Origin of the sequence: Streptomyces sp. CA-278952 (assembly GCF_028747205.1) — a bacterium.
Taxonomy (GTDB): domain Bacteria; phylum Actinomycetota; class Actinomycetes; order Streptomycetales; family Streptomycetaceae; genus Streptomyces.
On sequence record NZ_CP112880.1, the window covers coordinates 6,430,030 to 6,444,314 of the forward strand.

Below are 14,285 nucleotides of genomic sequence, written 5' to 3' on the forward strand. Positions count from 1 at the left end.
GCGGTAGCTGTACAGCGGTAGAAGTGAGGCCCGTTCCCTTCGGGGGGCGGGCCTCACTCGCGTTCAGGGGGCGGGGCGGGACGGCTACGGGGTGACGGCGATGTTCGTGAGCCCCTTGCCGCCGGTGACGGTGTTGCTCGCGTACACCGTGGTGCGGCAACCGGAGCTGTTGTTGGTGACGTTGATGGCGAGTCGCTTGTCGCCGGTGGCCCCGGAGAGGTCCGAGGCGTTGCCGCGGAAGACGGTGCCGCAGCCCCAGCCGCTCTGCTGGGTGTGGGTCTCGTAGCCGTTGTTGGTGGTGCGCGAGCCCTTGTTGCCCTCGACCAGGACGTTGTTGCCCTTCACGTCGACCCAGGAGTCGTCGTAGTTGGCGCCGGTCAGCCCGTGGCCGTCGAAAGTGTTGTCGATGATCCTCGCGCCGGTCGTGCCCTCCTTGATGTCGATGCTCTCGCCGCCGACACCGGGGCCGATGGTGTTGTTCAGGATCTGCGCGTTGTCGCTGCGGTCGGAGAGGTCGCCGGCCGAACCGACGTACACGCCCTCGCCCATGCCGCGTCCGTTCTGCCCGGTGTCGTAGATCCGGGAGTTCTTCAGAACGCCGTCCTTGCTGGAACTGCGGAAGTGGACGCCCTCCATGTCGAGGTCGTGCACGGTCACCGAGTCGATGACGACGCCGTTCGCCGCGTCGGTCATGATGCCCTTCTGGCCGCCCTTGAGCGTGACGCCCCGGACGGTCCAGTACGAGGCGCCGTTCAGGTGCAGGCCGTAGCCGCCGCCGGCGGTCAGGACCGCCCTGCTGGAGCCGGTGAGGGTGATCCGTGCCCCGGAGGTGCCGGGCCGGGTGGCCTTGAAGTTTCCGGTGTACGTGCCGTCGGCGAGCCGGATCGTGTCACCGGGGGAGACGGTGGTGAGTGCCGACTTGAGCTGGGCCGCGGTGCTGACGTCGATGACCGCGGCGTTCGCGGGCCCGGCGCCGGCCAGGGTGAGACCGCCGGCGGCCAGAGCGGCGGCGAGCAGAGCGGTGAGGGGGGAGCGGGTGCGCATGGGGGGTGCCTTCCGGTCGAAGGGGTCCGGATGTTCTCGCACGGGTACGGCTACGCTCTCGCGAGGTTCTTGTACATGAACCTGAGATGCGTGTCTGAACGTGTTGCCCAGTGACGGTAGGGACGGCGGCGGGGCGCGTCAAGGTCTGGACCAGGATCGGCGGGCGATGCCGGAGAGGCCGAACCGTTCGTGCGGCACGGACAACTGACGCGCCGTGACCCGCCCGCGCCGGGGAAAGGCCGGGTGCGGGGAATGCGCGTGCCGCCCTTCGTGTTCTTGCCTAGGAACACGAGGAGGAGCGGTAACCGTGCCTGATCCGCAGAGTTTGTACGAATGGGAGCCGAAGGGCCTGGCCGTCGTCGACATGGCGCTGGCGCAGGAGTCGGCCGGCCTGGTCATGCTCTACCACTTCGACGGCTACATCGACGCGGGCGAGACCGGCGAGCAGATCGTCGACGGCCTGCTCGAAACGCTGCCGCACCAGGTCGTCGCGCGCTTCGACCACGACCGGCTCGTCGACTACCGCGCACGACGCCCCCTGCTCACCTTCCGGCGCGACCGCTGGACGTCCTTCGAGGCTCCGACCCTGGAGGTGCGGGTGGTCCAGGACGCCACCGGAGCGCCCTTCCTGCTGCTGTCGGGCCCTGAGCCGGACGTGGAGTGGGAGCGGTTCGCCGCCGCCGTCGAGCAGATCGTCGAGCGCCTCGGCGTCCGGCTCGCGGTGAACTTCCACGGCATCCCGATGGGCGTCCCGCACACCCGTCCCGTCGGCATCACCCCGCACGGCAACCGCACCGACCTGATGCCGGGCCACCGCAGCCCCTTCGACGAGGCTCAGGTGCCCGGTTCGGCCGAAGCGCTCGTCGAGTACCGGCTGATGGAGTCCGGCCACGACGTCCTCGGGGTCGCCACCCACGTCCCCCACTACGTCGCCAGGTCCTCCTACCCGGACGCGGCGCTGACCGCGCTCGAGGCGATCACCGCGGCGACGGGTCTCGTGCTGCCCGCGCTCGCGCACTCCCTGCGCACCGAGGCGCACCGCACGCAGACCGAGATCGACCGGCAGATCGGCCAGGGCGACGAGGAGCTGGTCTCGCTCGTCGAGGGCCTGGAGCACCAGTACGACGCCGTCGCCGGCTCCGAGACGCGCGGCAACCTCGTCGCCGAGCCGGTCGACCTGCCGTCCGCCGACGAGATCGGCCGCGAGTTCGAGCGCTTCCTCGCCGAGCGGGAGGGCGAGGGCTGAGCGCCCCCGCCCGGCCCGTAGGCTGCGGCCCATGCTGAAAGTGGGCCTGACCGGCGGCATCGGAGCCGGCAAGAGCGAAGTGTCGCGGCTGCTCGTGAAGTACGGTGCCGTCCTGATCGACTCCGACCGAATCGCCCGTGAGGTCGTCGAGCCCGGCACCCCCGGACTCGCGGCCGTTGTCGAGGAGTTCGGGCCGGGCGTGTTGACCGCCGAAGGTGCTCTGGACCGCCCGGCGCTCGGCGCGCTCGTCTTCGCCGACGCCGGGCGGCTCGCCGCGCTCAACGCGATCGTCCACCCCCTGGTCGGCGCCCTCGCGGCCGAACGGGAACGGGCGGCCCCCGAGGACGCCGTCGTCGTCCACGACGTCCCCCTCCTCGCGGAGAACGGGCTCGCCCCCCTCTACGACCTGGTCGTAGTCGTCGACGCCTCCGCCGAGACCCAGCTGGAACGGCTCGTCACGCTGCGCGGAATGACGGAGTCCGACGCCCGTGCCAGGATGGCCGCACAGGCCACCCGTGACCAGCGCCGGGCCGTCGCCGACCTGATCGTGGACAACGACGGGCCGTTGGAGGCGCTGGAACCGCAGGTGCGCACGGTCTGGGACGAGTTGGTCCGCAGGGCCGCCGCCCGCTGAGTCCGTGTACGGGACGCCCCGGCCGGACGTAGCGGAATACCGGCTCCGGGGCGGACGTTGAAAACCGGCGAGGGAAGGGAAGGACGCGACCGTGCCCGAGAAGAATCCGGAGACCCACGTCATCGACTTCCGTGCGGCCGAGCAACTGCTCGACGCCCGGGACCCCCGGGGCGCCGTCAAGCTCCTCGACTCGGTGATCGCCGCGCATCCGGAGAACACCGCCGCCCGGCTGCTGCGGGCCCGCGCCTTCTTCGCCGCCGCCCAGCTGCGCCCCGCCGAGCTGGAATTCGAGCTGGTGCTGGAGCGCGAGCCGGACAACGCGTTCGCCCACTTCGCCCTGGCCCGTACCTTCGAGCGGGCCGGCCGGCCCGAGCAGGCGACCCGGCACTTCCGCCTGGCGGCGGCACTCGACCCGAAGCCGGAGTACCTCCGGGCCGCGAAGTTCGACGAGCAGGCCTGACGGAGATGAGCGGGCCTGACGGAGACGAGCGGGGCCTGACGGAGACGAGCCGGGCCTGACGGACCGGGCCTGACGCCGCCAGGGCTGCCTAGGGGCGTCCGGAAGAAGGGTCCGCCCGCCCTCCGTTCTTCCCGTGGCCGTCCGTGCCGGTCCCCGGCCCGTGCGGACGGCCGTCGTGGTCCGGATCGTACGGCGGGACATCGCGGCCCGGCTGGTAGTGCGAGCCCTGGCGCATGCGGTACGTGATCACGCCGAGATCCAGGATCGCGAGCAGCAGCACCACCCCGCAGGCCGCCGCCCAGCCCGGCCGTCCGTTCAGGGAGAACGCCACCAGGCCGAAGAGGGCCCAGAGCATGCCCCACAGGCTCAGCCAGAGCCGCATCCGCAGCGGACTGCGGGCGGTCGCGGGTTCACTGCCGGTACGCATGACGATCACCTCACCCCACCAGCATGGACCCATCCGGCGGCGTACGAAATCAGAACGCGGCGCACGGGGAAGGAACAGGCATGCGGCCCGGGGAGGAACCGGCACGCGGCCCGGGAGGGTTGCTACGCTGCGGGATCCGGCGCTGACCCGGCGTGATGGCCGGGGAACCTCGCCCGGTGACGGCTCGTTCGTCCTTCATGAGCGAATCACTGGTACGCGAGGGGTATGAGGGGACCGGTCCCGGAGCCATCACGCCCGACGGGTGCGCGGTGGAGCTGTATCGCCGGCTGTCCGTCGGCGAGGAGCCGGACGTGATCGCGGGCGTGGCCCCCGCCGGGGCGAGCATCCTCGAACTGGGCTGCGGGGCGGGCCGGGTGACACACCCGCTGGTGCGTCGCGGCTTCCGCGTGACGGCGGTGGACGAGTCGCCCGAGATGCTGGAGGAGATCGTCGGGGCGCGCAGGGTGCGCAGCCCCATCGAAGCGCTGGACCTGGGCGGCGAGCGGTTCGACGTGGTGCTGCTCGGCTCGTTCCTGGTCCACGCGGGCGAGCACCGGGTGCGCGACGGAATGCTGCGCGTCTGCCGCGACCATGTGCGGGACGACGGGATCGTCCTCGTCCAGCGCGAGGGGGTCGCCCACCGCTCGGAGCTGCCGTGGGAGCGGACCGACCCGTCCGGCGGTCTGATCCGGATCGTCTCCGCGGATCCGGTGGGCGACGGTGTGCGCTCGGTGCGCGCGGAGTATCACTTCGACGACGCGCGGTGGACGCAGACCTTCCTGTCGCGGGAGCTGTCCGACGAGGACATCGCCCGGCATCTGGCGACGGCCGGACTCGCGGTGGAGCGCCCCCTCACCGACGACGGCACGTGGCTGCTGGCCCGGCCCGTGCTCTGACCCAGCCGCCGGCCTGCCGGCGGCCCGCCCCTGTCGCTCAGTGCACGAAGCTGTAGCTGCGCCACGGCTCGCTGCCCGTAGCCGTCACATCGCTGAACCCAGTCGGCACATAGATCGTACTGCCGCCCGTGCAGTCAGGTGTGCGGTACATGATGGCGTCGACCAGTGTCCCGTTCTCCACCTCGCGAGCTCCCGCAGGAGCGATCCGGTGGCAGCCGCGCACCGACGGGCTGTTCACCTGGAGCACCGCTTCGCGCTCCGTCGTGTACGTCACCGGGCCCACCGCGGTGCGGCCGAGCCCCGAGCAACCCGAGACGGCGAGGGCGAGGAGCGAGGCTCCGGCGGCGATCCCGAGGCGGCGTCGGCGGCGGGGAACGGTGGCGGTCACGGACATGGGCGGGTCCTCGTCTGCTCGTCCGGTGCTCGTCCGGCGATTCGGTACGTCGCGAAGACGTGCTGGCGCTGGCCACCCTGCCCGCCCCGGGGCGGGCAGGCATCCGGTGCGCGGCCGACCGGGTTAGGGGTGATCAACGCCGACGCGGAGCTCCAGGCCTCGAAGAAGCCGGCGCAGGCGGCCGGCGAGATGCCCGCCCCCAGCCCGCGGCGCTCCAGCTGAGGCTGTTGCAGACCGTGGTCGCCGTCGCGGCGGAGAAGAACTCCACGCTGGTGCTGCCCTTCCCGGTGGAGCTGCTCCGCTTCCTGGAGCGCGCGCAGCAGCCGACGGCGGCGGAGACGGGGCACGACGAACCCGCCGTACCTCCCGCCCCGGCCGTACCTGCCGACCTCCTCGCCCCGACCGCGCCTTCCACCGCCCTCGCCCCGACCGTGCCTCCCGCCGCCCTCGCCCCGACCGTGCCTCCCGCCGCCCCCGCCCCGACCGCACCGTCATCGTCGGAACAGCCGTTCGCCCATCACCGAGCGTGGCGGCCCACGCGCGGAGCGGGGCATCCGCTCGATCGATTCCGTCGCCGCTGACCTGGGACGATGCGGCGGGCGTCCGCGCTGTCAGACCTCCCGCCTAGACTCGCGGAGTCAGCACATTCCGTGCCGACGGAGACCGTGGATCAGGTGGGAGGGGGTGACGGACATGACGGCACGAACCCGCGAGAGCGAGCCGCGGGGCACCGAGGACACGTCCCGGACCGCCGACGCCGGACGCCTGCTGCGCTGCGCGGCGGTCTTCCTGCCCGGTCCGGTGCCCAGGGACGGCCGCATCGCCTTCTGGGACCCGGATACGGACGCCGACCCGTGGCTCGACGGCGCGCAGGGGCGGAGCGGGACGCCCTTCGTGTACGCGGAGACCCCGGGCGGTCCCGACTCCGTCGCGTGCACCACCGCCCGGCTCACGCTTGTCCGGCCGGACCCGGCGGCCGGCCCCGGGAGCGTCCGCGCCGTCGCGATGCCCGCGGCTGTGCTGTCCGTGGCCGACGCGCTGCCCCTGCTCGTCCGGGCGCGCCATCAGGGCTCCGCCCACCCCGCCACCCGCTGCTGGGGCGCGGCCGCGCTGCACGCCCTTCACCTCGTCGCCCGCGGCAGGCTCCTGCCCGGACTCACCGCGGACGGTCACGACGCCTGGCGGGCGGGCCCGAGGGACGCCGAGGACGTCGCGCATCTGCGGGCGGTCGCCGCCGCCCTGCCGCCCGAGGGGCACGCGGCGCCCGTCCCCGGCTCCGAGCCGCTCCGGCTCCCCGACTCCGAGGCGCTGATCGGGGCGTTCCTGGACGCCGTCGCCGACACCCTGCCGCGCACCCCCGCCGCCGCGTTCGCGATGGGCGCGCCGTTCGCCGCACGGGAAGCCCAGCATCTGCCCCAGGCCGCGGCCTGGGCCGTGGAGGTCGCCTCGGGTCTGGACGCGGGCGTACGGGTCTCGCTCCGCCTGGACCTCTCCGCGTACGAGCTGTTCGACACCGCCGACACCTACGCGGTCGCGGCCGCCCGCGAGGAGGCGGAGACCGACGGGGGACCCGCGCGGCCGGAACACCCGGACGACCCGGCGGTCCGGCACGCCGCCGCTGCCGTCGTCCAGGTCCACAGTCTCGCCGACCCGACCTACGTGGTGGACGCGGCCGCTTTGTGGAACGGCGCGGCGGACGAGCCGTTCGGGCCGCGGGCCCGGGTCGACGCGGTGCTGGCGCTGCGCCGCGCCGCCCGCCTCTGGCCGCCGCTGGAACGGCTGCTGGGGCAGCCCGTCCCCGATGTGCTCGCGATCACCGAGGACGAGCTGTACGAGCTGCTGAGCGACGCGGGATCCCGGCTGGCCGCCGCCGGGGTCGAGGTGCACTGGCCGCGCGAGCTGGCCCGTTCCCTCACCGCGACCGCCGTCGTGCGGCCCGCGCCCGGGTCCGCCACCGACGGCACGTCCTTCTTCGACGCCGAGCACCTCTTCGCCTTCGACTGGCAGCTGTCCCTGGGGGATGAGCGGCTGACCGAGGCCGAGATGGACACCCTGGCCGAGGCCCACCGCCCGGTGGTGCGGCTGCGCGACCAGTGGGTGGTCGTCGACCCCGCCCTCGTACGCAAGGCGCGCAAGCGGGAGTTGGGGCTCCTGGACCCGGTGGACGCGCTCGCCGTCGCCCTCACCGGCAGCGCGGAGGTGGACGGCGAGCGGGTGGACGCCGTCCCCGCAGGGGCGTTGGCCGCCCTCCGTACGCGGATCCTCGCCCAGGACACCACGATCGCGCCCCCACCCGGCCTCGACGCGACGTTGCGCGACTACCAACTGCGCGGTCTGGGCTGGCTGGACCGGATGACCTCGCTCGGCCTGGGCGGCTGCCTCGCCGACGACATGGGCCTCGGCAAGACGATCACCCTCATCGCCCTCCACCTGCACCGGGCGCACCCCTCGCCCACCCTGGTGGTCTGCCCCGCCTCCCTCCTCGGCAACTGGCATCGCGAGATCAACCGCTTCGCCCCCGGCGTCCCCGTGCGGCGCTTCCACGGCACGGACCGCACCCTGAGCGACCCGGACGGCGGCTTCGTCCTCACCACCTACGGCACCATGCGCTCCAGCGCCCCCCAGCTCGCCGAGCAGAGCTGGGGCCTGGTCGTCGCCGACGAGGCGCAGCACGTCAAGAATCCGCACTCCTCGACGGCCAAGGCGCTGCGCACCATCCCCGCCCCGGCCCGGGTCGCCCTCACCGGCACCCCCGTCGAGAACAACCTCTCCGAGCTCTGGGCGCTCCTCGACTGGACCACACCCGGACTCCTCGGCCCGCTCAAGGCGTTCCGGGCCCGGCACGCCCGGATCGTGGAGAACACCGGCACCGCCGCGGGCCTGGGCAACGAGGAGGCGGTGGAACGGCTGTCCCGGCTGGTGCGGCCCTTCCTCCTGCGGCGCAAGAAGTCCGACCCCGGCATCGCCCCCGAGCTGCCGCCCAAGACGGAGACCGACCACCCCGTCTCCCTCACCCGCGAGCAGGCCACGCTCTACGAGGCGGCCGTCCGCGAGACGATGGCGCAGATCGAGGCGGCGGAGGGCATCGCCCGCCGGGGTCTCGTCATGAAGCTGCTGACCTCGCTCAAGCAGATCTGCAACCACCCCGCCCAGTATCTGAAGGAGGAGCCGACCCGGCTCACGGGCCGCTCCGGCAAGCTCGCCCTCCTCGACGAACTGCTCGACACGATCCTGGCCGAGGAGGGCTCGGTCCTGATCTTCACGCAGTACGTGGCGATGGCGAAGCTCCTCTCCGCGCACCTCGCCTCCCGCGCGATCCCCTCCCAGCTCCTCCACGGCGGTACGCCGGTCGCCGAGCGGGAGCGGATGGTGGACCGCTTCCAGTCCGCCGAGGTCCCCGTCTTCCTGCTCTCCCTCAAGGCGGCCGGCACCGGGCTGAATCTGACCCGCGCCGCCCATGTCGTCCACTTCGACCGCTGGTGGAACCCCGCCGTGGAGGAGCAGGCCACCGACCGGGCGTACCGGATCGGCCAGACCCAGCCCGTGCAGGTCCACCGGATCATCGCGGAGGGCACGGTGGAGGACCGGATCGCCGAGCTGCTGGAGTCCAAGCGGGTCCTGGCCGACGCGGTGCTCGGCAGCGGCGAGAGCGCCCTGACCGAGCTCAGCGACCGTGACCTCGCCGACCTCGTATCGCTGCGGAGGCCCGCATGAGCCCGCGCCCGACCACCGGCCCGGCCGCCCGGAGATCGGCCCCCCGCGCCCGGCCCGGCCCGGACGATCTGCGGCGCACCTTCGAGGCGGTGCCCGCCCGCACCTCCGCCGAGGGCGAGCCCTTCGCGGGCAGTTGGTGGGGCCGGGCCTGGGTGGACGCTGTGGAATCGCTGTCGATGGACGAGGCCCGCCTCGCCCGCGGCCGTGCGTACGCCGACGACGGCAAGGTCGCCGCGATCACCGTCACCCCCGGGCGGGTCGTCGCCTATGTGCACGGCAGCCGGGCCCGCCCCTACCGCGCCGAACTGCGGCTGCGCACCTTCACCGACCCCGGCTGGGAGACCCTGCTCGACGCGGTCGCCGCCCACCCGGGCCATCTGTCCGCGCTGCTGGCCAAGGAGATGCCGCACTCCCTGGCGCACACCGCCGAGGAGGCCGGTGTCCGGCTGCTGCCCGCCGCCGACGACCTCGACCCCAGCTGCACCTGCCCCGACCACGGGCGGCCCTGCAAGCACGTCGCCGCCCTCTGCTTCCAGACGGCCCTGCTGCTCGACAGCGACCCGTTCGTCCTGCTGCTGATGCGGGGCCGGGGCGAGCGCGAGCTGCTGGACGAGCTGGGCCGGCGCAACGCCGAACACTCCGCCCGTGAGCGCCCCGCCGCTCCCGCCGTCCCGTCGGTCGGGGCCCGGGAGGCCTTCGCCGCCCGCTTCCTGCCGCCGCTCCCGGCGCCCCTGCCCGTACCGCCGCATCCCGGCCAGCCACCGTCGTATCCGGATCTGCCCGGCGCCCGCGACCCGTTGGGCCTGGACCACCTCGCCACCGACGCCGCCGCCCGCGCCCACGCCCTGCTGACCACGGGCCGTGATCCGCTGGCCGGGCTCACCCCGTGGCAGGATGCGGTCCGCCTCGCCGCCGCCCGGCCGACCGCCGGGCTCACCGCCACCACCCGCGCGCTCTACCGGGAGCTGGCCTACGCCACCGGCCGCACCACCACCGACCTGGCCCGCGCCGTCGCCGCCTGGCGGCAGGGCGGTGCCGAGGGCCTCGCGGTCCTGGAGACGCCCTGGGACCCGCCGGCCGGCCCTTTCGACCGGGCCAGGCCCGCGCTCGCCGCCGCCGACTTCCCGCGCTTCGCACCCTGGCGCAACCACCTCACCCACCCCGACGGTTCGCTCCAGCTCCGCTTCGGCCACGACCACCGGTGGTACGGCTACGAATCCGATCCCGGCGCCGACGACTGGTGGCCGCGCGCCGCCCCGGACCCCGACCCGGTGGCCGCCCTGGAGGCCCTGCTGGCCGGCGACTCCGTCCCCGACGCCTCCGGGACCGACGACCCGTCGTACGTACGGTAAAACCCTTGGCCAGGGGAGACTCGCCCCTGTTAGCGTCCACGACGTGGCGAAACTCAATCAGATCATCGCAGTGGAGAAGGGCGTCAAGTCCAAGGCACACCAGGACCTGACGGCGGCTCATCACGGCCTCCAGAAGACCGGACTGCTGGCCGGGATCTCCCGGACCTACCAGCCCAAGGACGAGGAGGGCGAACAGCTTCCGCCCGAGTCGACGCTCGTCCAGGTCAAGGCCGAGGACGTGCTGCGGGACACCGCGGTCACCCTGACCCGGCTCTTCGATGTGACCGCCACGAAGGACTGGGCGAACTGCTCGGCCAGGGCCGATGTGTCGGTCGACGGCCGGGTGCTGGTGAGCGAGGTGCCGGTGTCGTATCTGCTCTTCCTGGAGAAGCAGCTGACCGACCTCAACACCTTCGTCCGCAAGCTGCCCGTGCTGGACGCCGCCGAGGCCTGGGTGCAGGACCCCTCGACGGACTCCTGGAAGACCGAGCCGGTCCGCACGGTCCGCACGAAGAAGGTGCCCCGCAACCACGTGAAGGCGGAGGCCACCGAGAAGCACCCGGCGCAGGTCGAGGTGTACTACGAGGACATTCCGATCGGGTACTGGACGACGGTCAAGTTCTCCGGGGCGCTTCCGGCGCGACGCGTCAACGAACTGCTGGACCGGATCGAGAAGCTCCAGCAGGCCGTGAAGTTCGCCCGCGAGGAGGCCAACGGCGCAGACGTCACCGACCAGCGGGTGGGTGATGCGGTATTCGGTTACCTCTTCGGGTGACCGACCATGGATTCCCCGGGCGCCGCTCAAGGCGGCCGGGGTGCGCGAGGAGCGCAAGCTGAAACTGAGGCTTGTCGTGAAGGCGCGGTTCCAGTGGAGGTTCAACTCCTCCCTCCGGCACGGGCCGGAGTAGCCCAAGCAGGCAGAGGCAGACCGCCGTCAATCTCAGACTATTGCTCCAGACTCAGCATTCGCCGCCGATCGCCGGATCGAACGGGCCCGGGCCCGCGCGCGTCGAAATGCCGGTTCAAGTCCGGCCCGCAGAGCTTCGATCTGCGGTGGTCCAAAGGCAGGACGCGACGACATCAGACTGACCCGGATCCTTAAACGTGCCGGCGTGCCCGATGGGCGGCACACTCAGGGCCCGGAGGCCGGCTACGCCTCCGGGCCCGCTCCCGTTCCCGGGCGGCGGGGGAGACCCGGAGCCGACCACGGGGCCGCGGGACCCGCAGGGCACAATGCAGGACGTGCGAGGTGCAGACGTGCAAGGTGCAGGGGACGTGCAGGGCTCAGGGGACGCGCAGTCCACAGCCGCCCGGCTGCGGGCGATCTGTGACGAGGTGTCGGACCGCTTCTACGAGCGGGCCGACGTGGTGCGCACGCTCGTGGTGGCGCTGCTGGCCGGGCAGCACTCGCTGGTGCTCGGCCCGCCCGGAACGGCGAAGTCCGAGATCGCCCGGGAGCTCACCGGCAGGGTCGAGGGGGCCGCCTACTGGGAGATCCTCCTGTCGAAGTTCACCGCGCCGACGAGAATGTTCGGTCCCGTCGACGTCGCCGCGCTGGCCAGCGGGGAGTACCGCCAGGTGTACGAGGGCCGTGCCACGACCGCGCACGTCGCGTTCATCGACGAGATCTTCAAGTGCTCGACGGCGGCGCTGAACGAGACCCTGGGCTACCTCAACGAGCGGATCTACCACCCCGAGAGCGGCGGCGAACCGATTCGCTGCCCGCTGATCGGCGCCATCACGGCGAGCAACGAACTGCCGACCGGGGAGGACACGGCCGCGATCTACGACCGGCTGCTGGTGCGGATCGAGGTCGGATACCTGGCGGACCCGTCGAACTTCGCCGCGCTGGTCCGCTCCGCCGTCAGCCGCCCGGCGGCCCCGGTCCGTACCACCGTCGGACTGACCGCGTTGCAGCACGCGGTGACCGGATCCGTCCCGGCCGTGGACGTCCCCGACGCCATCGTGGACGCCGTGTGCGCGCTGCGGGCGGCCCTGCGCCGCAAGGAGCTCGTCGCCTCCGACCGCCGCTGGCGGCAGGCGGTGCGGCTGCTCCAGGCGTCCGCGTACCTCGACGGCCGCCCGGCGGTCGCCGAGACCGACCTGACCGTGCTCACCCACGTGCTGTGGGACTCCCCGGCCCAGCGCCCCACCGTCGAGCGTGAGGTGCTGCACCTGGTCAACCCCGACGCCAAGGAGGCGCTCGACCTGGCCGACGCCCTCGACGAGCTGGAGGCCCAGCTCGACGCCATGGCGGGGCAGTCCCGCGAGGCGCTCAGCGACTGGGTCATCAAGAAGGCCCACAACAAACTCGCCACGGCGGGCAAGCGGCTGGAGAAACTGCGTGCCGAGGCGGCGGGCGCCGGCCGCTCCACCGCCGCCATCGACCGGGTCACCGGCCGTCAGCGCGCCGTCCGCGCCCGCGTCCTCACCGAGGCGCTCGGCATGGACGCGAGCATGGTCCAGGACCGGCTCTGACCGCCGGGAGGAACAGCGGCGCCGGCAGGGCGCCGTCCGCGCTCGACGCACTGGCGGGCCGGGCCCGGACGTGGCTGGGCCACTCCACGGCCGAGCGGAGCACCGGGGCCGTCGTCGCGGACCGGTTCGAACGGTTCACCTGGCGCGACACCTGCGAACAGTCCGAAGGACTGCGCGAGCTGGCCCAGGAGCTGGGCGAGCGCCACGGCCACGCCGCCGACCTCCTGGCCGATGTGTTCCTGGCCGCCTACAAGGCCGGCCTCCGACTGCGCGAGCGGACGGAGATGGCACCCTCGCGGCTGGTCAACCACCAGATCGTCACCGCACTGGTGGAGTCACCGGACTTCACCGCACTGCGCCGGGAAACCGTCGGCGACCCCTACGCCGCCGCCATGGCCGTCCTCGCCCAGTCCGGCGCCCTGCGCAGGATGCTGGAGCGCGCCCAGGACGCCCAGGGGCGGGCCGAGCGGGCGGCGAAGGCCCTCCAGGACGCCGACAGCGCTGCGACCGCCGTGGCCGAGGCGCTCCAGCGCGCCGCCGAAGAGGCCGATGAGGACGGCGGCGTACCGGCCTCGACCGCCGACGCCGTCCATCGGGCGATCGAGGCCGCCGAGGCGACCGGAACCGCCGCGCGAGTGGCCGCCCGGGCTGCCGAGCAGGGCGCCGCCGCCGTCCCCGGCCTCCGCACCGCCGCGCACCACGCGGCGGCGAAGGCCGCCGAGGCCGCCCGGGAGGAGGCCGTGCTGATGCGGGCCTGGGGTGTGGGCCCCGGCGAGCTGGAGCGGATGCCGTACGCGCGCCGCGCCCGGCTCGCCGAGAGGCTGCGCGCCGGTCGTCTCGCCCGATGGGCCGAACTGATCGGCCGCTTCCGGCAGATGGCCGACGGCGAGCGGGCCCGCAAGGTGGAGAGCACCGCCGGTGAGTTGGTCGGCGTCACGCTCGGCGACGACCTCTCCCGCCTGATCCCCTCCGAGCTGGCCAACCTCGGGCTGCCCGAACTGCGTGCCGTCTTCGCCGCGCGGTACGCCGCCGGGGAGCTGATGCTCTACGACAGCCGGGGCGAGCAGCCGACGGGGCGGGGCGCCGTCATCGCGTGCGTGGACACCTCCCACTCGATGTACGCGGCGGGGCCCGGAGGAGTCACGCGGGAGGCGTGGTCCAAGGCGTGCGCCCTGGCGCTGCTGGACCAGGCCCGCCATGCCGGGCGCGACTTCGTCGGCATCCTGTTCTCCGCCGAGGACAGGATCCAGGTCTTCCGCTTCCCGGCCGGCCGGCCCGCCGGCATCGAGCGGGTGCTCGACTTCGCGGAGACCTTCCTCGGCGGCGGCACCAGCTACCAGACGCCCCTGACCGCGGCCCGCGAACTGCTGGAGGAGGAGTTCGACGACGCCGCCACCACGCGCGGGGACATCGTGATGATCACCGACGACGAATGCGGCGTCACCGAGGAGTGGATGCGAGGCTGGAACGATGCCAGGCGGGTGCTGGGCTTCCGCGTCTTCGGCCTCGCCGTCGGCGCCCCCGGCGCCGCCGAGGCCGGTTCGGTCCTGGACGCGCTGTGCGACAACCTCCGCTCCATCGAGGACCTCACCGACGTCCACGCCGCCGCGGATCTCTTCCGCCTCATCTGACCCCCGGCC

12 protein-coding genes and 1 pseudogene are annotated in these 14,285 nt (G+C 73.2%); 10 read left to right on the forward strand and 3 right to left on the reverse strand.

All coding sequences use genetic code 11. From position 1 onward, the window contains the following. Nucleotides 1-84: 84 nt before the first annotated feature. A complete protein-coding gene (locus N7925_RS28420; protein ID WP_274345574.1) occupies nucleotides 85-1,044 on the reverse strand; it encodes a right-handed parallel beta-helix repeat-containing protein in 960 nt (319 codons plus the stop codon). Nucleotides 1,045-1,351: 307 nt separating this feature from the next. Between N7925_RS28420 and N7925_RS28425 the strand changes: the two genes are divergently transcribed. The 3 genes from N7925_RS28425 to N7925_RS28435 all read left to right on the forward strand — a co-directional run bounded on the left by N7925_RS28425 (nucleotide 1,352) and on the right by N7925_RS28435 (nucleotide 3,384). Then, nucleotides 1,352-2,290, forward strand: coding sequence for a PAC2 family protein (locus tag N7925_RS28425; protein ID WP_030627562.1), 939 nt, complete (start codon nucleotides 1,352-1,354; stop codon nucleotides 2,288-2,290). 31 nt (nucleotides 2,291-2,321) lie between these two features. Beyond that, on the forward strand, nucleotides 2,322-2,924 hold the full coding sequence (gene coaE / locus N7925_RS28430) for a dephospho-CoA kinase (RefSeq protein WP_274345575.1): 603 nt from the start codon (nucleotides 2,322-2,324) through the stop codon (nucleotides 2,922-2,924). A gap of 91 nt (nucleotides 2,925-3,015) precedes the next feature. Then, nucleotides 3,016-3,384 carry a tetratricopeptide repeat protein gene (locus tag N7925_RS28435; RefSeq protein WP_265602255.1) on the forward strand — a complete coding sequence of 123 codons (369 nt, stop codon included), beginning with the start codon at nucleotides 3,016-3,018 and terminating at the stop codon, nucleotides 3,382-3,384. Between the two features lie 88 nt (nucleotides 3,385-3,472). On the opposite strand, the gene N7925_RS28440 is transcribed toward N7925_RS28435, so the two are convergent. Beyond that, a complete protein-coding gene (locus N7925_RS28440) occupies nucleotides 3,473-3,811 on the reverse strand; it encodes a DUF6343 family protein (RefSeq protein WP_274345576.1) in 339 nt (112 codons plus the stop codon). 197 nt (nucleotides 3,812-4,008) lie between these two features. On the opposite strand from N7925_RS28440, the gene N7925_RS28445 reads away from it, so the two are divergent. Next, nucleotides 4,009-4,707, forward strand: coding sequence for a class I SAM-dependent methyltransferase (locus tag N7925_RS28445; protein ID WP_265602257.1), 699 nt, complete (start codon nucleotides 4,009-4,011; stop codon nucleotides 4,705-4,707). A gap of 37 nt (nucleotides 4,708-4,744) precedes the next feature. Here N7925_RS28445 and N7925_RS28450 read toward each other — a convergent pair whose 3' ends face one another. Then, nucleotides 4,745-5,101 carry a hypothetical protein gene (locus N7925_RS28450; RefSeq protein ID WP_265602258.1) on the reverse strand — a complete coding sequence of 119 codons (357 nt, stop codon included), beginning with the start codon at nucleotides 5,099-5,101 and terminating at the stop codon, nucleotides 4,745-4,747. A 96-nt stretch (nucleotides 5,102-5,197) separates the two neighbouring features. Here N7925_RS28450 and N7925_RS28455 point away from each other — a divergent pair. The 6 genes and pseudogenes from N7925_RS28455 to N7925_RS28480 form a co-directional block, all read left to right on the forward strand. Next, a pseudogene (locus N7925_RS28455) lies at nucleotides 5,198-5,682 on the forward strand (hypothetical protein); the annotation flags it as partial. A 112-nt stretch (nucleotides 5,683-5,794) separates the two neighbouring features. Further along, on the forward strand, nucleotides 5,795-8,815 hold the full coding sequence (locus tag N7925_RS28460; protein ID WP_274345577.1) for a DEAD/DEAH box helicase: 3,021 nt from the start codon (nucleotides 5,795-5,797) through the stop codon (nucleotides 8,813-8,815). Beyond that, entirely contained in the window at nucleotides 8,812-10,167 is a 1,356-nt protein-coding gene (locus N7925_RS28465) for an SWIM zinc finger family protein (protein ID WP_274345578.1), read from the forward strand. The genes N7925_RS28460 and N7925_RS28465 overlap by 4 nt, the downstream gene beginning before the upstream one ends. 43 nt (nucleotides 10,168-10,210) lie before the next feature. Beyond that, on the forward strand, nucleotides 10,211-10,942 hold the full coding sequence (locus N7925_RS28470; protein WP_265602262.1) for a DUF7873 family protein: 732 nt from the start codon (nucleotides 10,211-10,213) through the stop codon (nucleotides 10,940-10,942). A gap of 458 nt (nucleotides 10,943-11,400) precedes the next feature. Further along, on the forward strand, nucleotides 11,401-12,645 hold the full coding sequence (locus N7925_RS28475) for an AAA family ATPase (RefSeq protein ID WP_274345579.1): 1,245 nt from the start codon (nucleotides 11,401-11,403) through the stop codon (nucleotides 12,643-12,645). Between the two features lie 233 nt (nucleotides 12,646-12,878). Next, nucleotides 12,879-14,276, forward strand: coding sequence for a VWA domain-containing protein (locus tag N7925_RS28480; protein WP_274345580.1), 1,398 nt, complete (start codon nucleotides 12,879-12,881; stop codon nucleotides 14,274-14,276). Nucleotides 14,277-14,285 lie beyond the last annotated feature (9 nt).

Excerpts from the sequence above, each read along its gene's own strand:
- N7925_RS28440 (WP_274345576.1), bottom strand. The coding sequence starts at position 3,811 with ATGCGTACCGGCAGTGAACCCGCGACCGCCCGCAGTCCGCTGCGGATG.
- N7925_RS28460 (WP_274345577.1), top strand. The coding sequence starts at position 5,795 with ATGACGGCACGAACCCGCGAGAGCGAGCCGCGGGGCACCGAGGACACG.
- coaE (WP_274345575.1), top strand. The coding sequence starts at position 2,322 with ATGCTGAAAGTGGGCCTGACCGGCGGCATCGGAGCCGGCAAGAGCGAA.
- N7925_RS28475 (WP_274345579.1), top strand. The coding sequence starts at position 11,401 with ATGCAGGACGTGCGAGGTGCAGACGTGCAAGGTGCAGGGGACGTGCAG.
- N7925_RS28450 (WP_265602258.1), bottom strand. The coding sequence starts at position 5,101 with ATGTCCGTGACCGCCACCGTTCCCCGCCGCCGACGCCGCCTCGGGATC.
- N7925_RS28420 (WP_274345574.1), bottom strand. The coding sequence starts at position 1,044 with ATGCGCACCCGCTCCCCCCTCACCGCTCTGCTCGCCGCCGCTCTGGCC.
- N7925_RS28445 (WP_265602257.1), top strand. The coding sequence starts at position 4,009 with ATGAGCGAATCACTGGTACGCGAGGGGTATGAGGGGACCGGTCCCGGA.
- N7925_RS28465 (WP_274345578.1), top strand. The coding sequence starts at position 8,812 with ATGAGCCCGCGCCCGACCACCGGCCCGGCCGCCCGGAGATCGGCCCCC.